A 20,105-nucleotide genomic window follows, 5' to 3' on the forward strand; every position below is an offset into this window, starting at 1 on the left:
CATAGCACAGGGGTTGGGCCCCGGCCTTCCGGCCGGGGCCCAACCCCTGTGCTGTGTGCTCACTCACTCCGCCTCGAACTCCGCGAGCAGGGCGTCGATGGAGTCGTCACCGTCCCGCACCGCCATGATCCGACGGGCCATCTCGTGCAGCGTCAGCTGCTCCAGGAACAGCGTGATGGGGACATCGAGGCCGTACTCGTCGCGCAGGCAGCCGACCAGGTGGACGGCGGTCAGGGAGTCGCCGCCGGCCGCGAAGTACGTCATCTCCGGGTCGTCGGCGTCCGCCAGCCCCAGAGCCTCCGCGATCAGCGCCCGGATCTGCTGCTCCAGGTCCGCGGCGGGCCCGCCCGCCTCCGCCTGCTCCCCGGCCGGCCCGACCGGTGCGAGGCGGTACGCGCCGTGGCTCTCCCCGGCGAAGGGGTAGGACGGCAGCGCGGTCCGCCGGCCGCCCCCCTCCACCGACGCCGTTTCCGCCTCCGGCACCGGCTCGCCCGCCAGCCACGCCCCGCCCAGCGCATCGGGCCCGCCCGCCGCCGGCGCCCCGCCCGACGCCAGTCCGGCCAGCAGCTCCACCGCCTCCGCGCGGTCCACGGCCCGCACGTAGCCGCGCACCGCCATCGGGGCACGGCCCACGCGCAGGGTGTACGCGGTGTCGGTGAGGGACGGGGCGTCCGGGGCCCGCAGCGCCTCGGCCAGCCGGCCGGCCAGCGCGTCGAGGTCCGCCCGGGTGCGGGCGGACAGCAGCAGCACCTCCGGGCCGTCCGGCGCCTCGGTTCCACCGCGCGGCGGCGCCTGCTCCAGCACCACGTGCACGTTCGTGCCGCCGATGCCGACCGAGCTGACCCCGGCCCGCCGGGGGCCGGAACCGGGCTCCGGCCAGGAGTCCGCTCGCTCGATCAGGTGGAACGGCGAGTCCTCGAAGCCCAGTTCGGGGTGCGGGCGCCCGGCGTCGGCGTTCGGCACCAGCGTGGCGTGCTCCAGCATCAGCACCGACTTGATCAGCGCGGCCACGCCCGCCGCCGCGTCCAGGTGGCCGATGTTCGACTTCACCGAGCCGATCCCGATCCGCCCGGTGCCGAGCGCCCCCTTGAACGCCGCGCTCGCCGCCGCCGCCTCGATACGGTCACCGAGCGCGGTGGCCGTACCGTGCGCCTCCAGGTACTGGGCGTCCGCCGGGTCGAGACCGGCCGCCGCCCACGCCTCCACGATCGCCGCGGTCTGCTGGTCGACGCCGGGCGCGGTGAACCCGACCTTGGTCGCACCGTCGTTGGTGACGGCACTGCCCCGGATGACCGCCCTGACCGGGTCGCCGTCCGCGAGCGCCTCGCTCAGCCGGCGCAGCACGACCACGCCCACCCCGTTGCCGGGCACGGTGCCGCCGGCCCGCTCCTCGAAGGGGCGGCACCTGCCGTCGGGGGAGAAGATCCCGCCCTGGTGGTGCACGTAGCCCTTCTTGTGCACGGTGTCCACGGCGACGCCGCCGGCCAGCGCCGTGTCGCACTCACCGAGCAGCAGCGACTGCACCGCGAGGTGCACCGCGGTCAGCGAGGTCGAGCAGGCCGTCTGCACCGTCAGGCTCGGCCCCTCCAGACCCAGCCGGTAGGAGATCCACGGGGCGAGGAACTCGCGGTCGGTGAGGATCCGTACCTGGAGCGCCCCGATGGACGCGGCGAGCCTCGGATCGGTCTGTGCCGCCAGCATGTGCTCCGTGACCCCGCCGCCGACGTACACACCGGTACGGGCCGCGCCCCCGCGCGGCTTGCGGCCGGCGTTCTCCAGCGCGGACCAGGCCGTCTCCAGGAGCAGCCGGTGCTGGGGGTCCAGGGCCGCGGCCTCCGTGCGGTTGAAGCCGAACAGCTCCGCGTCGAAGCGGTCCGCGCCCGCGAGATGGCCCTTGGCCGGTACGTAGTCGCGGCCCCGGACCTCCTGCGGGTCGGCGCCGTCGGCTATCAGCTCCTCCTCGGTGAAGTCGGTCACCGAGCAGAGCCCGCCGAGCAGGTTGCGCCAGTAGGTGTCCAGGTCGGGGGCGCCGGGGAAGCGTCCGCTCATTCCGACGACCGCGATCGCGGAGTCGGCTGCGAGGGGCTCGGCGGCGCTTGCGTTCTCGGTCATCGTGTGGAGCCTTTCCGGTAGCTGAGTCGTTGGGCGGCGGCGGTGCGTCGTGCGTGCCGGTCATCGCCGCGCGCGGCGGCCGTCGCGGCGGTGGGGCCGGTCTCCGGGACCCCGGCGGCGGGGCCGGGGACCGACCGGTCGAGGTGGGCGGCGAGGTCGGCCACGGTGGGGTGACGGAACAGGTCGACGAGGCTGAGTTCGCCGTACGTCCCCAGCTCGCGCAGGGCGGCCAGCACGCTGAGCAGCCGGATCGAGTTGCCGCCCAGTTCGAAGAAGTGATCGGTGACGGCGACCCGTTCGAGGTTGAGGACCCGCGCCCACAGACCGGCCACCAGCTGCTCGGTGGCCGTGCCCACGACGGTGGCGGAGCCGTCGGGCCGGCACGCCACGGTGACGGGTTCCGGCAGCCGCGCCCGGTCGAGCTTGCCGTTCCCGCTGACCGGCATCTCGTCCAGCCGCACGAACACCTCGGGCACCATGGAGCCGGGCAGCCGCCGGGCGAGATGGGCGCGCAGCTCCGCGTCCGGCGGCGCGGCCCCGTCCCGGCCCACCACGTACGCCACCAGACGCTGCTCGGTGCCCGTACCGCGTACGGTGGCCGCTGCCAGGGCGACCCCCGGCGCGCCGGCCAGCAGGGTCTCGATCTCACCGAGTTCGATGCGTACGCCGCGCAGCTTGACCTGGAGGTCGGTGCGTCCGAGGTAGTGGATGAGGCCGTGCCCGTCGATCCGGCCGAGGTCGCCGGTGCGGTACATCCGGGTGCCCGGCGCCCCGTGCGGGTCCGCGACGAACCGTTCGGCGGTCAGGCCGGGCCGGCCGATGTAGCCGCGCCCCAGTGAGGCACCGGCCACGTAGATCTCACCGGCCACCCCGGCGGGCACCGGCCTGAGCCGCTCGTCGAGTACGTAGACACGGGCCCCCGGTACCGCGCCGCCGAGCGCCACGGGCTCACCGGGGGTGAGGTCCCCGGTGGTCGCGTAGACGGTCACCTCGCTGGGCCCGTACGCGTTCACGACGCGCCGGCCGGGCGCGCTGAGCCGTCCGACCAGCTCGGGCGGGCAGGCCTCGCCGCCGACAGCGACGGTCCGCAGGTGCGGCAGCTGCCCGGTGAGGTCGGGCAGCAGCATCGCGGCGGACGGCGGCAGGAACACATAGGTGATGCGGGAGTCCCGCAGCCGGTTCAGCAGCCCCTCGCCGATCCGCTCGTCCTCACTCGGGATGTGCAGCTCCGCTCCGGCCACCCAGGGGAAGAACAGGTCGGAGACGGCGACGTCGAAGCCGAACGAGACGAACTGCAGCACCCGGTCATCGGCGTTGACCGGGAAGGAGTGCCGGACCGCCCGGGTGAGGTTGACCAGCGCCCGGTGCTCGACGGCGACGCCCTTGGGGACGCCGGTGGAGCCCGAGGTGAACAGGACGTAGGCGAGATCCCCGGCGGACGGTGCGGCGGCGGGCCCGGTGGGTGCGGGGCCGACGGGGTCCGTGACGGCCGGGCGGTCGACCCGGATGCACGGCACCCCCAGGGCCGCCCCCGTCTCCGCGGTCTCCCGGGCGGTCAGCAGGAGCCCCGTGCCCGAACTCTCCAGCATGTGGCGGAGCCTGGCCTCCGGGTGCGCCCGGTCCAGCGGTACGTAGGCGCCGCCCGCGCGCAGGACGGCCAGGGCCGCGATGCCCTGGTCTGCAGAGCGGGGCAGCAGCAGGCCGACCCGGACGCCGGGCCGCACCCCGGTGGCGCGCAGCCGGGCGGCCAGCGCGTCGGCCCGGCCGAGCAGTTCGGCGTAGCTCAGGCGGAGGTCGCCGCAGACCAGGGCCGTGGCATCGGGGTGTTCGGCCGCCCGGTCCGCGATCAGCTCGGGCACCAGGCGGTCCAGCGGCGCGGCCTCCGCGAGGCGGTCGGCGCCGTCGATGGTCCGGGCGCGTTCGCCGGGCCCCACCAGCTCCACGGTGGACAGGGGCGCGGACGGGTCCGCGAGCAGCCCGGCCAGCAGGGTGCGGAAGTTCTCCGTCCAGCGCCGGACCGTCGCGGCGTCGAACAGGTCGCTGCGGTAGATGAACTGGGCGGCCAGCTCGTCGCCCCAGCGCTCCATGAAGAGGTGGAAGTCGAATTTGGCGGTGTCCAGGGTCAGGGCGAGCCGCTCGGTGGTGGCACCGGTCAGCCGCAGACCGGGCGCCGCCTCGTCCTCGTAGCTGAGCGCCACCTGCACCACCGGGTCGTGGCTGGTCTCACGGACCGGGGCGAGGGTGTCGACCACCGCTTCGAACGGCGCGTCCTGGTACGGCTGGGCCGCGAGCAGGGAGACCCGGACGCGGCGGGTCAGCTCGTCGAGCGACGGGTCGCCGGACACGTCCACGCGCAGCGCCAGGGTGTTGGTCAGCATCCCGACCATCTCCTGGAGTTCGGGCCGTTCGCGGCCGGACGCCGGGTAGCCGACGACCAGGTCCTCGCCGCCCGAGAGCCGGGAGAGGAACGCGGTATAGACCGCGAACATCGTCATGAAGGGGGTGGCGCCCTGGGCGGCGGCGACCTCGGCCAGGCACGCCCTGATATCGGCGCCGAGCAGGAAGCGCTCGGCGCCGCCCGCGGCGGTGCGGACCGGTGGGCGCGGGCGGTCCAGTGGCAGTTCCATGACGGTGGGGGCGCCGCGCAGCCGCTCTGCCCAGTGCCGCACGGACCCCTCGAACGCGCCGTCCTCGGTGCGCTCGCGCTGCCAGGCCGCATAGTCGGGGAACTGGAGCGGGAGTTCGGCCTGACGGTGGACGGTCCCCCGGATCTCGTGCGCGTACGCCTCCGACAGGCCGTCCAGCATCAGGCCGAGAGACCAGCCGTCGCAGACCAGGTGATGGGCGACCAGCAGCACCCGGTGGCTGCCGTCGTCCACCGCGTACACCGCGCAGCGCAGCAGCGGCCCCTGCGCGGTGTCGAACGGGCGGGCGGCCTCCGCGCGGACCAGGGCGTCCGCACGCTCCGCCGGCACGCCCCGGTGGATCGCGGGCCGCACCCGCCCGAGGGCGGACACCCGCTGGGCGGGAGTGCCGTCCTCTGCGGTCCGGAAGACCGTGCGCAGTGCCTCGTGGCGGGCGACGAGTGCGTTCAGCGCCCGGCCGAACGCCAAGGTGTCGAAGGGCCCGTGCACGGCGAAGGCGACCGGCACGTTGTACTGGGCGGTGCCCGGATTCAGCTGGTCGAGGACCAGCAGGCGGCTCTGGGCGTCGGAGGCGGGGAACTCGTACTCCTCGTTCCCGCCGCCCTCCCCGGCGTAGAGGTCGATGAGCTCGACGGTGTCGACGGTCATGGGTTTCAGTCCCCTCTGAGGGCGGATTCGAGGACCGCGGCGATCTCGGCCGCCGGGCCCGGATTGAGTACGTCGCTGTGACCGCAGTCCAGTTCGTGCACGTCGAGCGAGGCGGTCACACGCCGCCAGGCCGCGGTCTTCTCGGCCGTGCCCGGCCAGCTGTCGTGCGTCGCGGAGAAGAGCGTGAGCCCGCCCCCGTAGTCGGACGGCCGCCAGGTCCGTATGAGCGCGCTGTGATGCGCGCCGATGTCGACCAGGGCGTGCAGAGCGGCCTCGGAAAGACCGTCGAAGGCTCCCTCGTGGGCGCTGGAGAACACCGTGGCCCGGTCCAGCGGCCCGTCAGGTACCGGTGTGCCGGGAGCGTGCGAGTGGAGCAGGATGCGCAGCATCTCGTCCTCGACGGCGGCGGGGTCCAGCGGCGTGCCGAGGATCTTCTCCGGCATCGGCATGGCATCCACCACGGCGAGCATCCGCACCTCCTCGCCGGCCCGGCGCAGCCGCACCGCCAGCTCGTGCGCGAGCGGTCCGCCGAACGACCGGCCGAGGAGCAGGTACGGTCCCCGCGGCTGGAGTTCACGGACGCGCGGCAGATACAGGTCCGCCATCGCGCCGATGGACGCCGGGAGCCCGTCCACCCCGGTGAGCAGCGCCGGGCTCTGGAGGGTGTGCACGGGGCGGGCCGGATCCAGGTGCGGCAGCAGGTTCGCGTAGGACCAGCCGAGGCCGAGCCCCGGGTGCACGCAGATCAGCGGGGTGAGGTCCCCGCCCGCCCGCAGGGTGAGCACGGGCGCCAGGCTGCTCTGCTGCGGCTCCGCCTCCTGCTTCCCGGACGCGGGACGGCCCCGGCCGGGGCGCAGCGCGATCCGCGGTGCCGCGCCCTTCCCGGACGGCGGCGCGTCGAGCCGGGCGGCGAGGGCGGCCGGGGTGGGGGCGTCGAACAGCGCGGAGAGCGGGATCCGGACCCCGAGCACCGTCTCGATCTTCGACTTCAGCCGCAGCGCGGTCAGCGAATGGCCGCCCGCCAGGAAGAAGTCGGTGTCGGGCCCGACCGCCGGCAGTCCGAGCACCGTGCCGAACAGGGCGCACAGCTCGCGCTCGCGCGCGGTGCCCGGACTCCGGCGCGCCACCGGCTGCCCGGCGGGCCCCGGCTCTGGGAGCGCGGCCCGGTCGGCCTTCCCGTGCCGGGTGAGCGGTACTTCGTCGATACGGGCCCACAAGGACGGCACCAGGTGCGCGGGCAGTTGCCGGGCGGCGTGCTCCCGTACCCGGTCGAGGAGGACCTGCCACGGCTCGGCCGCGCCGTCCTGCACCAGCCAGGCCGCCAGCAGTTTGCCGCCCGCCGCGTCGGTCCGGGCGCCGGCCACGGCACGCGCCACGCCGGGGCAGCCGGCCAGCACCGACTCGACCTCTGCGGGCTCCACGCGGAAACCACGCACCTTGACCTGCTCGTCGGCCCGGCCCGCGAACTCCAGTGCGCCGTCGGGCATCCGGCGGGCCAGGTCCCCGGTGCGGTACATCCGGCTGCCCGGCGGCCCGTACGGATCGGCGACGAACCGCTCGGAGGTGGCCACCGGCCGACCGAGGTAGCCGTGCGCCAGCCCGCTGCCGCCGAGGTACAGCTCACCGGTGGCGCCCGCCGGAACGGGGCGTAGCCGGTCGTCCAGTACCTGGGCGCGGGTGTTGTCCAGGGGGCGCCCGATGGGGACGCCGCCCGGCTGGGCGGCCGACTCCGCTGTGGCGGTGTGCGCGGTTGCGAACACCGTCGTCTCGGTGGGCCCGTATCCGTTGACGACGACGGTCCCCGGGCAGTGCTCGTGCAGACGGCGCACGGTGCCGGGCGCGAGGACGTCGCCGCCGGACCACACCTCGCGGAGCCCGGACAGCGCGTCGGGCGCGATCTCCGCGACGGTGCGCAGCAGTTCGGGCGTGAGCATCAGCGCGGTGACCCCTCGGTCGGGGACCACCCGCTTCAGCAGGTCGGGGGTGACCGCCTCCGCAGGGGCGACGACCACGGTCCCGCCGTTCAGGAGCGGGACCCACACCTCGTAGGTGGAGGCGTCGAACGTGTACGGGTTGTGCAGCAGCACCCGGTGGTGGGCGCCGCCCGCGAACCGTCCGTCCGCGGCGAGTTCGGTGATCGCCCGCTGCGGGACGACCACTCCCTTGGGTTCGCCGGTGGAGCCCGAGGTGTAGATCACGCAGGCGGCGGCACCGGGGGAGGACTCCACCCCGTCGAAGGGCTCGTGGCCGGACTCCTCAGTGAGGTCCAGCACCGCCGTTCCCCCGGGCAGCCGGTTCGCGGCGGAATCCGGCCGGTCGGTGAGGACGAGCGCGGGCTTCGCCGCCGTCAGGAGCCGGGCCAGCCGCTCCGCCGGTTGCGCCGGGTCGAGGGGGAGCCAGCAGGCGCCCGCCTTGAGGACCGCGAGCTGGGCGACGACCACGGTCGCCGAGCGGGCCAGCAGGAGGCCCACGGTCCGCCCCGGCGCGACCCCGGCCCGGACGAGCCGGCCCGCCAGCCGGTCGGAGGCCGCGTCCAGCTGGGCGTAGCTGAGGATCTCGCCGTCCGTGTCGACGGCCGGGGCGCCGGGGGTACGGGCCGCCTGGGCGGCGAACCGTCCGGTCACGGAGGCGGGCGCGGCGGGCGCCCGGGACGGCCCCTCGGCCAGGGCCAGCAGCTCGTGCCGCTCCGCCCCGGGCAGGGCGTCGATCTCGTCCACGGGGGTCTGCGGGGAACGGGCCAGTTGCTCCAGTACGTGCGCCAGCCGGGCGGTCACAGCGGTCGCCGAGATGCCCCGGCGGCAGCTCACGGAGAGCAGCAGCCGGTCCTCCGCGACCGCCGCGATGGTGACCGGATAGTGGGTGGCGTCCGTCACCTTCGCCAGGCGCACCGAGTCCGGGGCGGCCTCGCCGCCCTCGGTCCGGGGGAAGTTCTCGAAGGCGAGGATCGAATCGAAGAGTTCACCGGCCCCCACGGCACGCTGCACCTCCGCGGCGCGGGCGTGGTGGTGGGCCAGCAGCAGGGACTGCTCGTCCTGGACCCGGCGCAGCAGCTCTTCCGCCCGCTCGCCGTCCCGCAGCCGGACCCGTACCGGCAGGGTGTTGATGAACAGGCCCACCATGGACTCGACACCGGGCAGATCGTGCGGGCGCCCCGAGACGACCGCGCCGAAGACCAGGTCGCGGGAGCCCGTCAGCCTGGCCAGCACCAGGGCCCAGGAGACCTGCACCAGGGTGTTCAGGGTGACGCCCGCCGCCGCGGCCCGCCGGACCAGCGTCCCGGTGAGCTCGGTGGTCAGCCACACCTGCGAGCGGTCGGGCGCGGTGTCCGGACCGGTGGGGGCCAGCAGCGCGGGCCGTTCCAGGCCCTCCAGCGCCTCGCACCACGCGGCCTCCGCCCTGCCTCGGTCCTGGGCTCCCAGCCACACCAGATAGTCCCGGTAGGGCGCGGCGGGCGGCAGCGGACGGCCCGCCACCAGGGCCGCCAGGTCCCGTTCGACGACCGGCATCGACCAGCCGTCCAGGAGGATGTGGTGGAAGGACACGACGAGGTCGCCGCCGGAGTCGTCCCGCAGGAACGTGGCCCGCACCAGCGGCGGCCGGGCCAGGTCGAAGCGGAGCGCCGCGTCCTGGCGCAGTACCTCATCGGTCCGTACGCGCACCTCGTCCGGGGCGAGACCTGTCAGGTCCACCTCTGTCCACGGCACCGCGACCGCCTTCGGCACGACCTGGACCGGCCGGTCCAGGCGTTCGTGCCGGAAGCAGGAGCGCAGATTGGGGTGCCGGTCCAGGAGCGCGGCGACCGCGTCCCGTACCGTGCGCCCGGCTGTCGCGGCACCGATCCGGAAGCGGGCCTGCACCAGGTAGGGGTCGGGGCCGGCGGTCTCCCGGGCGGCGTGGAAGAGAAGGCCCTCCTGGAGCGGGGAGAGCGGCAGTACGTCCGCGATGCGCGCGTTCATCGTCGTTCCCCTTCTTCGTCGTTGTCCTGCGCGGAGCCGGGGCCGTCGAGGTCCCCGAAGTCCAAGTCCCGCGCGGAGCCGAAGCCGTCCAGGTCACCGAAGTCCATGTCCTGCGCGGAGCCGAAGTCGTCCAGGTCACCGAAGTCCAGGTCCTGCGTGAGCAGTTCGAGCTGGTCGCCGGTGAGGTCGACGAGCGGGAAGTCGGACGGGGTGTGGATGGCCGCGCCGTCAGATCCGCCGTGCTCTGCGAGGACGCCGAGCGCCTCGGACCAGGCCCCGGCCAGGGTGCGTACCTCTTCCTCCGTGAACACCCCGGACGGGTAGGAGAAGCTCGCCTCCAGCAGGGGCTCGCCGTTCTCCTCGCGGGCCAGCACGTCCACCTCCAGGGTGTGCGCGAGCGGCACGGCGTCCGGCCCGAGATCGAGCAGCCGCCCGCCCGCCGCGTCGGTCGCGGTGAACCGGCCCAGGTAGTTGAAGCGGACATTGGGTGCGGTCAGCGCGGCGAGCGCCGGGCCGGTCTCCGGGTGGAGGTAGCGGAGCAGCCCCCAGCCGAGCCCGCCGGACGGCACCGCCCGCAACTGCTCCTTGACGCACTTGAGGGCCTCGCCCGGCCGGCCGCCGGGCTCCACGGAGGCGGCGCCGATGTCCAGCCGGACCGGGTACTGCGTGGTGAACCAGCCGACGGTGGCGGAGACGTCGACCTCGGTGGAGATCACCTCGCGCCCGTGCCCCTCCAGGTGGACGAGGAGAGCGGAGCCGGTGCCACGGCGCCGGACGGCCGCCGCCGTGAGAGCGGTCAGCATCACCGCGTCGGGGCGGCAGTTGAAGGCGGCCGGCAGTGCGACGAGCACACTCCGGGTCAGCTCCGCGCCCAGTTCGAAGGTGAGCGTCTCCCGATGTCCGTCCGGCTGCCCGTCCTCGGTGAGGCGTGCGGCGGGGTCCGCCAGCTGCCTTTCCCACCAGGGGAGTTCATCGGTGCGCAGGCCGGCCTCCTGGGAGAGCAGCCGGGACCAGCGGGTGAACGAGGCCGTGGCGGGGGCGGCTTCGTGACCGGGGCGCGGATCGAGGGCCGAGGCGAGTTCCTGGCCGAGCACCCGCCAGGAGAACCCGTCGACCGCCAGATGGTGCACGGTCAGGACCAGGGCGCCGGGCCGTCCGGGCCCGGGGTCCAGCCACAGCGCCCGCACCATCTCGCCGTCCTCCGGCCGCAGCGTGGCGGTGCGCGCCAGCTCCGTCGCCCGCGCGTGCAGATCGGTGTCCGCCGGCACGGCCAGCCGGACGGCCCGCGCCCCGGCGGGTGCTCCGGCGACGGGCACGTCGAACTCCCAGCCCGTGTCGTCGTCGCGCACCAGGCGCATCCGCAGCGCGGTGTGCCGCTCGGTGAGCGCGGTGACGGCCGCCTCGATCGCGGCCAGTCCGGTGCCGGGCGCCAGCGGGAACAGCATGGACTGGGTGAACGCAGAGGTGTCCGCTACCTGTTCGCGCCACCAGTGCATCACCGGGGTGAGCGGCAGCCGCCCGGTCCCGGTGTCCTCCTCGGCCGGCCCCTCGCTCTCCGGGGTACGGGCCAGCACCGCCAGCCGGGCCGGGGTGCGGACGGTGAACACGTCGTGAGGTGAGAGCACCAGACCGGCCGCACGCGCCCGTGCGGCGAGCTGGATCGCCATGATGCTGTCGCCGCCGAGCCGGAAGAAGTCGTCGTCGGCACCGGCCTGTCCGACGTCCAGCAGCTCCGCGAAGAGCCCGCAGAGGATCTCCTCGCGCGCCGATCCGGGCAGCCGGACCGTGTCCCCGGTCCGCTCGGCCGGTGCCGGCAGCGCGGACCGGTCGAGCTTGCCGTGGGACGACAGCGGCAGCGCGTCCAGCACCACCACCGCGGCCGGGACCATGGCAGCGGGCAGCCGTCCGGCCGCGTGCAGGAGCAGCGCGTCCTCGTCGGTCTCCGCACCCTTCGCAGGCACCACGTACGCGATGAGCTGCGCGGTGCCCCGGTCGTGCCGTACGACGGCCACCGCCCGCTCCACGGTGGGGTGTTCCACCAGTGCGGCGGCGATCTCGCCCGGTTCGATCCGCAGCCCGCGCAGCTTCACCTGCTCGTCGCCGCGCCCCAGGTAGTACGTGATGCCGCTGTCGTCGCGGTGGACCAGGTCGCCGGTGCGGTACATGCGGCCGCCGGGCGGACCGTAGGGATCGGCGACGAACCGCTCTGCGGTGAGCGCGGCACGTCCGAGATAGCCACGGGCCAGAGCGGTACCCGCGAGGTAGAGCTCGCCGCCCGCCCCGGCCGGTACCGGCCGCAGCCGCTCGTCCAGGACGTAGGCGGTGGTGCCCGCCACCGGGGAACCGATGGGCACCGCCGTCGAGCCGGCGTCCAGCGGCCCGGAGACCGTGGCGACGACGGTGGACTCGGTGGGCCCGTAGGCGTTGTGGAAGCGCCGCCCCCCGACCGCCCAGCGCGCCACCAGATCCGGCGGGCACGCCTCCGCGCCGACGACGAGCGCCCGCAGCCACGGGTGCGGGCCGGCCGGCACCGTCGCGAGCACCGACGGCGGGACGAACGCGCAGGAGATCCGCCGCTCGGCCAGCACCGCCCCGAGATCCTCGCCCACGAGCGGCCCCGGCGGCGGCAGCACCAGGGTGCCGCCGGAGCCGAAGGCCAGGCACAGTTCGCCGACGGAGATGTCGAAGGTGGGCGGCCCCAGCTGGAGCACCCGGCTCCCCGCGTCGAGCGCGACGCCGTCCACCAGGCTCCTGGTCAGCGCGGCCACACCGGCATGGGTCACCAGCACGCCCTTGGGGGTGCCGGTGGAACCGGAGGTGTGGATGACATGGGCCACGTCGTACGGCTCAGGACCGCCCGGCGGCAGCGGCGGTCCGGCCCAGGCGTCCTCGTCGAGGACCAGTGCCGGGACGTCCGTCACCAGGGGCGCACCACCCGGCTCGGTGATCAGGAGCACCGGCCCCGCTTCTTCGAGGACCCTGCGGACGCGCTCCGCCGGGTGGGCGGGGTCGACGGGCAGATACGCGGCCCCGGCGCGCTGGACGGCCAGCGCCGCCACCGGCCAGTCGCTGCCGCGCGGGAGGGCGAGCGCCACGGTCCGCCCGGGGCCGGCCCCGAGCCGGACCAGCCGGCCGGCCAGCCGGGCGACCCGGTCGTCCAGTTCGGCATAGCTCAGGCCGCGCCCCGGGAACGGGGACTCGATGGCCGGCGCGTCCGGCGTACTGGCCGCCCGCCGGCTGACCAGAGCGGGCAGCGACTCCGGGGCGGGGGCGGCGGATCCGGCGGAGACGGCGAGCAGTTCACCGCGCATCGCCTCCGGCACCAGATCGATGTCCCCGATCAGCGCCGAGGGCTCCGCGGTGATCCGCCGCAGCAACTCGACGTAGCACTGCGTCCAGCGGGCCACCGTCGCCGGGCTGAAGACATCGGTACGCAGACCGAAGCTGCCCTCCATGCCGTCGCCGCTGTCCTTCACCACACCGACGAGATCGTGCTCGCCGCCCGTGTGGATGCGCTCCGGCTCCGCGAACTCCTTCATCACCGTGACGCTCGGCTGCTGCGTCAGATGCATGAAGACCCACTGGTACAGCGGGGCCCGGCCCGCGCTGCGCTCGGGCGCGGCGGCCGACACGATCCGGCCGACGGGCACGTCCGCGTTGGCCATCAGATCCGGGAAGTCGGCGGCGAACCCGGCGAGCACATCGGTGAACGACCGGTCGGGGCGCACCTGCCAGCGGGTCGGCACGGCGTTCATGACGTACCCGATGACCTGGTCGAGTCCCTTGGCCGCCCGGTTGGCGATCGGTGTCCCGATCACCAGGTCCTCCGCGCCGCTGACCCGGTGCGCCAGGACCGCGAAGGCGGCCATCAGGACGACGTAGACGGAGGAGCCGCGCTCCCGGGCCAGGGCCCGTACGGCGGCGGTGGTCGCCGGGTCGATGCGGAAGGGGACGTTCGCGATGCCGTCGCCTTCTGTGGTGGTGCCGGTGCCGGCACCGGGCACGGCGAGCGGACCGGGCGGATCCGCGAGATAGCGGCGCCAGAAGTCGAGCCGGCTCCCGAAGACCCCGGCCTCCGTCAGCTCGCTCTGCCAGGACGAGAAGTCGGCGTACTGGATACGGGGCCGGGTCAGGGGCGGCTCGACACCGTCGCGCAGGGCGCCGTACGCCTGGGCGAACTCGTTCTGCAGCACGTCGAACGACCACCAGTCACTGATGGTGTGGTGCAGGCTCAGCATCAGCGTGGAGCGCCGCTCGTCGACCCGGACGAACCTGGCCCGGATCAGCTTGTCCCGGCTCAGGTCGAAAGGGCGGTTGCGGAAGGCTTCGAAGGCCGCGTCGATCGTCCCGCCGGTGCCCCGCAGGTCCTCCCGCTCCAGGTCGAATTCCCCGTCCTCGGGGAACTCGACGTGCAGTTCGCCCGCCGGGTCCGTGACGATCCGGGTCCGCAGGATGTCGTGGTGACGCTGGATCAGCGTCAGCGCCGCCGCCAGATGTGCCGGGTCCACCGGCCGCTCGAAGTGGTACGCGGCGCACAGGTTGAGCGCGGGGGTGCCCGGATACAGCGAGTCGTACACCCACAGGTCGTGCTGCGCCGGGCTGAGCGGCACCCGGCGGGCCGGATCGCGCGGCGGGATGACGGCCGGTATCTCACGGGCCCGGCCCGCCTCCAGGAGGCGGCGCATCAGCCGGACCCGCTGCTCCCGGCCGAGCGCGCCGAACCGGTCGGCCATGGAAGGGGAAGGGGACGTGGCGCCCGGAACGGCGCGCGCGACGGTGGGGGCGCTCATCACAGGTTCTCTTTCAGTTCGGCCAGCCGGTGCAGCCCGGCCAGTACGTCGTCCCGTCCGATGCCGAAGTCGATGAAGCAGGCGACCTCGTCGACGCCCAGTTCGGCCAGATCGGCGAGCATCTTGGCGCAGTGCCCCGGGGAGCCGAGCAGACTGCCCCAGCTCAGATAGCGTTCGAAGGCGAATTCCGCGAGCATCGCGGTCTGTTCCTCGGTGAGCTGCGCGGTCGTGGGGTCCGCCGCCCGGTTGGCCGCCGTCTGGCGGACGTAGGAGGCGAGATACGTCTTCAGGGGCGCGCCCGCCATCCGGCGCACCTCCGCGTCGTCGGCGCCGACGTAGGTGTGGGCCATCAGCGTGACCCGGCCGTGCGCGTCGGTGCCGCGCTGCTCGGGGGCGGCCGCGCAGGCGGTGCGGTAGAGGGCGATCTTCTCGGCCAGCTCCCCCCGGCTCTGCCCGACGGTCGCGCCGAGCACCCCGGCGCGCAGTGCGCCGGCCGCCGACCAGGTCTCCGGGTTGCCGGACGTGGTGACCCACAGCGGCAGGGTGTCCTGGACGGGCCGGGGCTGGGGCGTCACGGAGACCGGGGTGCCGGTGCCGTCGGGGTACTCGGCGGATTCGCCCGCCCACAGCGCCCGCAGCCGGGGGATGGTCTCCAGGGCGGTCCGCCGCCGGTCCGCGTACTGCTCAGGGGCCAGCGTGAAGTCCTTGGAGTGCCAGCCGGTGGCCACGGAGAGGCCCACCCGTCCGTGCGAGAGGTTGTCCACGACGGCCCAGTCCTCCGCGACCCGCAGCGGGTGGTGGAGCGGAAGGACGACGCTGCCCGCGCGGATCCCGATCCGCTCCGTGGCGACGGCGAGCGCCGCACTGAGCACCGGCGGGCTGGGGAAGACCTGTCCCACCTGCTGGAAGTGGCGCTCGGGGGTCCAGACGGCGTGGAACCCGAGCCGGTCGGCCGTCCGGGCCACGGCGAGGATGTCCTCGTACGTCTCGGTGTGCCGGGCCTGGCCGGCGGTGGTGCTGTCCGCACCGAAGAACATCACACTGAGGTCCACTGCCGCTCCTCCTGCTTCCTGCTGGGCTGGGTCTGGGATTCCGGACGGCGCGGCACCCGGGGGCGGCGCGGGATGGGGCTGGGGGCGGCCGGTCCGGGCAGGGCCGAGGCCCGTTCCAGCTCGGCCGCGAAGGCGGCGACGGTCGGGGCGGCGAACAACTGGGCCACCGTCACCGGCCGGTCACCGGCCAGCCGGGCCACGACGCGTACCGCGCGCAGCGAGTTGCCGCCGAGCGCGAAGAAGTCGTCGTACGGGCCCGCGCTCGGCACACCGAGGACCTCGCACCACACGGCGGCGGTCTGCTGCTCCAGAGCGGTCATCGGGCGGTCGGCGGGGCTCGGGCGGCGGGTCGCGGCCGTGATCCGGTCGCCCTGCCCGGCCCGCCGCGGCGGCGGGGTCGCGACCAGCCGCGACAGCGGGGTGCCGGGCTCTGCCGCGGCTGTCTCCAGGGTCTCGGGGAGGGCGCGGGCGAGCCACTGGACGAACTCCGCCTCCAGTGCCTGGTCCCGGTACTCGAAGGTCAGGGTCAGCCCCTCCGGGGAACCGTCCGGCGCGGTGGAGTCCGTGACGTCCACCAGCAGTTCGAACCGGGCGGCGCCGGTGCGCACGACCTCGACGCCGTGTTCGGCGCCGGGCAGCGCGACCTCGGCCCGCGCGTTGTTCTGGAGCGCGAGGACCACGTCGGTGAACGGCTGACGGCCGGGGGAGCGCGGCGGGTTGAGGGCCCCGACCACGTCCTCGAACGGCACGTCCTGGTGGCTGAACGCGGCGAGGTCCGTCTCCCGGACCCGGGCGAGCAGCTCGCCCGCCGTGGGGTCGCCGGACAGATCGGTGCGCAGCACCAGCATGTTGACGAAGAATCCGACGACGTCCTCGACGCCGCTGTCCCCGGCCCGGCCGGCCACCGGTGCGCCGACCGCCAGGTCCTCGTCCGCACCGGCCCGTACGAGTACGGCTGCCAGCGCGGCGTGCAGGGCCATGAAGAGGGTGGCGCCCCGGGAGCGGGCCGACTCGACGATCCGGGCGTGGGCCGCCGCGTCCAGGTGGGCCACCACGACCCGCGCGTCCGGCCCCGGTACGGCAGGCCGGCCGGCGCGACGCGGCAGCAGCGGTCCGGCGGCCGGCAGTCCGTCCAGCTCCTTGCGCCAGTACCTGAGCTGGCGGGCGGCGAGCGCGTGCGGATCGGCCGGTGAGCCGAGCCGGCCGAGCTGGTGGCGTGCGTGCTCCGGGTACGGGACGGCCAGCGGCTCAAGTCCGGTGCTGTCACCCGCGACCCGGGCCGCGTAGGCGCGGGACAGATCGCGGAAGAGCGGGCGCAGGGACCAGCCGTCCCCGGCGATGTGATGGACCAGCACCAGGAGCGCGTGCTCGTCGCTACGCTCCCGCGTGGTGAACAGGGTCGCCCGGAGAGGGATTTCGGCCCCGAGGTCGAAGGGGCGGCGGGCCTCCCGCTCGATCTCCCGGTCCAGCGAATCTTCGGCGACGCTCAGTTGACGCAAGGGCGGCCGCGCGGCCGCCCCGTCCAGGACCCGCCGTACGGGGGAGCCGTCGGCCTCCTCGAAGACGGTACGGAGCACTTCGTGCCGCTCCGCGACCTGCGCCAGGGCGTCACCCAGCGCCGCCGCGTCGACCGGGCCCCGCAGCCGTACCAGCATCGGCAGGTTGTACGCCGGGCCGGCCCCGGTCCGGTCCAGGAACCACAGCCGGTGCTGCGCGTGCGAGACCGGGAGCCCACCGGGGACGGCGCCGCCGGCCGGGGCCTCGGGCGGCACCGGGGGAGCGGTGTCGACGAAGGGCGCGAGCAGCGCCGGAGTGGGTGCCTCGAACAGCCCCCGGATGTCGATCTCGGCGCCGAGCACGGTCCGGATCCGGCCCAGCAGCCGGGCGGCCAGCAGGGAGTGGCCGCCGAGGGCGAAGAAGTCGTCGTCCGGGCCGACCGCCGCCGCGCGCAGCACCTGGGCGAAGAGCTCGCACAGCGTGGCCACGGTTCCGTCCGCCGCCGGCCGGCCGGTCACGGCCGCCACGGCTCCGGGCGCCGGCAGCGCGGCCCGGTCCAGCTTTCCGCTGGGCGTCAGCGGCAGCGCGTCCAGCACCACGAACGCCGCCGGCACCAGGTAGTCGGCCAGCATCTCGCGGGCGTAGGCGCGCAACTCCGCTTCCCGGCAGCCCTGCCGGGCACCGCCGCTCGGCACGACGTACGCGGTCAGCTGCCGGTCACCGGCCCGGTGCTCATGGGCGACGACCGCCGCCCGGCCGACGCCGGGGTGCCGGGCCAGCACGTTTTCCACCTCGCCCGGCTCCACCCGGAAGCCCCGGATCTTCACCTGGCTGTCGGCCCGTCCCAGGTATTCGAGGACCCCGTCGGCACGCCGCCGGCCGAGGTCACCGGTGCGGTAGACGCGCTCGCCGGACGGAGCCGCGACGAAGCGCTCCGCCGTCAGCGCGGGCCGGCCCCGGTACTCACGGGCGAGGCCCGCGCCGGCCGCGTAGAACTCACCGGCCGCCCCGTCCGGCACCTGACGCAGCTCCTCGTCCAGGACGTACAGCCGCTTTCCCGCGAGGGGGCGGCCGATCGGCACCGGGCCGTCACCCAGCCCGGCGCGGGTCACCGGGTGCACGGTCAGGAAGACCATGCACTCGACGGGACCGTAGCCGTTGCTCAGCCGCAGGTCAGGGCTGCGCTCCAGGGCGCGGGCCGCGTGCGGCGCGGACAGCGCCTCGCCGCCCACCACGAGCTCCCGCACCCCGTCCAGCAGGTGCGGGTACTCGTCGACGACGACGTTGAAGAGGGATGCCGAGAGGTACATCGAGGTGATGTCGTGCTCCGCGACGAGCCGCGCCATCAGGAGGGGCTCCGGCCGCCCGGCGGGATGCAGAACACAGGTCCCGCCGTTCATCAGAGGCCCCCACAGCTCCAGGGCGAACGCGTCCCAGGACAGCGGCGCGCACTGGAGCCAGACCGCGCCTGGGCCGAAGGAGGCGAAGTCCTGTCCGGTGAGCGTGGCGGTGAGCGCGTGGTGCGACGCGGCGATGCCCTTGGGCCGCCCGGTCGAGCCCGAGGTGAACATCACGCACGCGATGTCGTCCGGCCGGACCCGGACCGTGCCGCGCGGCAGCGGCCGCGCCCCGGCGGCGTCCTCGATGTCCACCCGCGCCGCGCCGAGCCCGTCGAACGTGGTGCCCCTGGCCGAGACGACCACGGCGGCACCGGCGTCCTCGGCCATCACGCGCAGCCGTTCGGCGGGGAAGGCCGGGTCGAGCAGCACATAGCCGGCCCCGGCCTTGAGGATGCCGAGCACCGCCACGACGAGCGAGGCGGAACGGTCCAGGTACACCCCGACCGTATCGCCGGACCGGACGCCTCTCGCGGTCAGCAGACCGGCCAGCCGGTCCGCCCGTGCATCGAGTTCGGCGTATCCGATCCGCTCGTCGCCGTGGATCAGCGCGGTCGCGCCGGGGGTCAGGGCCGCCTGCTCCTCGAACAGCTCATGCGCGCACCTCATCGCGTTCACCTCCCTGGTGGTCGCTCTGCTCGACCGGGTCCTGCGGAGCGTCGGCGACCGGGTCCTGCGGAGCGTCGAGATCGGGCAGCAGGGTGTCGATGTCCCTGATCGAACGGCTGGCGAGTCCCCACAGGGCGACCCCGGTCCCGCCGATGCCGGCCAGGAACAACATGGCCGCCATGCCGCTGCCCGGAGAGTCACCGACGAGCGGGCCGAGCACGGTGAACAGACCGGATCCCTGGGCGGCCTGCGGTTCGAAGACGTGGTCGGCCAGCGGTCCGGAGACCGCCATGGCCAGCGGGACGGAGATCTGCGACAGGAACATCACCGCGCCGAAGACCCGGCCCTGCCATTCGTGGGGAACCTTGGTCTGCACGATCGTCTGCATCGAGGCGTTGACCACGTTCATGAGCAGGGCGCCGACCAGGATGGTCAGACACCAGCCGGTCACACCGCCCACCAGTCCCATCGCCACCAGTCCGGAGAGGCACATGCCGACGACGCCGAGCATCATGCCCCGGCCCCGGTTCGCCGGGCCGCCCCAGGCCGCCATGAGGAGGGCGCCGGCCACTCCGCCGATTCCCACCGAGGTGTTGACCGCGGCGAGTGCGCCGTTCCCGGCCCGGAGCAGCACCATCGGTGAGATGAGCGCGAACCCGAAGACCATGACCAGGTTGACGACACAGAAGTTGATGATCAGGTCGCGCAGGCTGGGCACCCGGAACAGATAGCGCAGCCCCTCGACCGAGTCGGCGGTGATCCGCCGCCGGGGCGCGCCGGGCGTGGTCGTCACCCGGTCACCGACGAAGCGCACGATCCGGACGCCGATGAGGGCGAACGTGTAGCTCGCCACGTCCACCAGGAGCGTCGGGCCGATCCCGAAGAGCGCGAGCATCAGACCGCCCAGCGCCGGTCCGCCGATCCCGGCTGCGCTCTTCGCCCCCGCCAACAGGCCGTTGGTGCGGTCCAGTTGGTCCTTGCGGACCAGCAGGGGAACGGCTGAGGACAGGGCCGGGAACTGGAAGGCGGCACAGACTCCGAGGAGCACGGAGGCCGGATAGACCTGCCAGGCCTGGAACGCGCCGATGTAGTGGAGCAGGGCCAGCGAGCCCACGACGAGGAGCCCGCCGGCGTCGGCTATCTGCAGCGCGGCGCGCTTGGATATCCGGTCGACGATTGCACCCGCAATGGGACTGAAAATGGCCTGCGGCAGCATGGCGCACAGCGAAAGAATGGTGACGGCGGTCGCCCGCTCACCGGACGACCAGACCTCGACGATGAAGGCGAACCGCACCGCCGCGCTGCCTGCCAGCGAAACCGCCTGACCGGACCAGACGAGGAGAAAGGGCCCCATCCCCGAGAAACGCCCGGGAATGTCCTTTGATATCCGGGCGCCCAT

7 protein-coding genes are annotated in these 20,105 nt (G+C 74.4%); all 7 read right to left on the minus strand.

The window, feature by feature from the left end; all coding sequences use genetic code 11:
- Positions 1-63: 63 nt before the first annotated feature.
- The 7 genes from ACZ601_RS15470 to ACZ601_RS15500 are packed head-to-tail and all read right to left on the minus strand — an operon-like array spanning position 64 to position 20,060.
- Positions 64-2,112, minus strand: a complete 2,049-nt coding sequence (locus ACZ601_RS15470) for a beta-ketoacyl synthase N-terminal-like domain-containing protein (RefSeq protein WP_469537704.1) — start codon at positions 2,110-2,112, stop codon at positions 64-66.
- Positions 2,109-5,405 (minus strand): non-ribosomal peptide synthetase, encoded by a 3,297-nt coding sequence (locus ACZ601_RS15475; protein WP_469537706.1) that lies wholly within the window; start codon positions 5,403-5,405, stop codon positions 2,109-2,111. Before ACZ601_RS15475 ends, ACZ601_RS15470 begins: the two co-directional genes overlap by 4 nt.
- Before the next feature lie 5 nt (positions 5,406-5,410).
- A complete protein-coding gene (locus ACZ601_RS15480; RefSeq protein WP_469537709.1) occupies positions 5,411-9,361 on the minus strand; it encodes a non-ribosomal peptide synthetase in 3,951 nt (1,316 codons plus the stop codon).
- Positions 9,358-14,151 (minus strand): amino acid adenylation domain-containing protein, encoded by a 4,794-nt coding sequence (locus ACZ601_RS15485; RefSeq protein WP_469537712.1) that lies wholly within the window; start codon positions 14,149-14,151, stop codon positions 9,358-9,360. Before ACZ601_RS15485 ends, ACZ601_RS15480 begins: the two co-directional genes overlap by 4 nt.
- A complete protein-coding gene (locus ACZ601_RS15490; protein ID WP_469537715.1) occupies positions 14,151-15,203 on the minus strand; it encodes a MupA/Atu3671 family FMN-dependent luciferase-like monooxygenase in 1,053 nt (350 codons plus the stop codon). Before ACZ601_RS15490 ends, ACZ601_RS15485 begins: the two co-directional genes overlap by 1 nt.
- On the minus strand, positions 15,188-18,706 hold the full coding sequence (locus ACZ601_RS15495; protein WP_469537718.1) for an amino acid adenylation domain-containing protein: 3,519 nt from the start codon (positions 18,704-18,706) through the stop codon (positions 15,188-15,190). The genes ACZ601_RS15490 and ACZ601_RS15495 overlap by 16 nt, the downstream gene beginning before the upstream one ends.
- Complete coding sequence (locus ACZ601_RS15500; RefSeq protein ID WP_469537720.1) at positions 18,690-20,060, minus strand: MFS transporter; 1,371 nt, start codon at positions 20,058-20,060, stop codon at positions 18,690-18,692. Before ACZ601_RS15500 ends, ACZ601_RS15495 begins: the two co-directional genes overlap by 17 nt.
- Positions 20,061-20,105 lie beyond the last annotated feature (45 nt).

It is taken from the genome of Streptomyces sp. NPDC104307 (assembly GCF_055584045.1).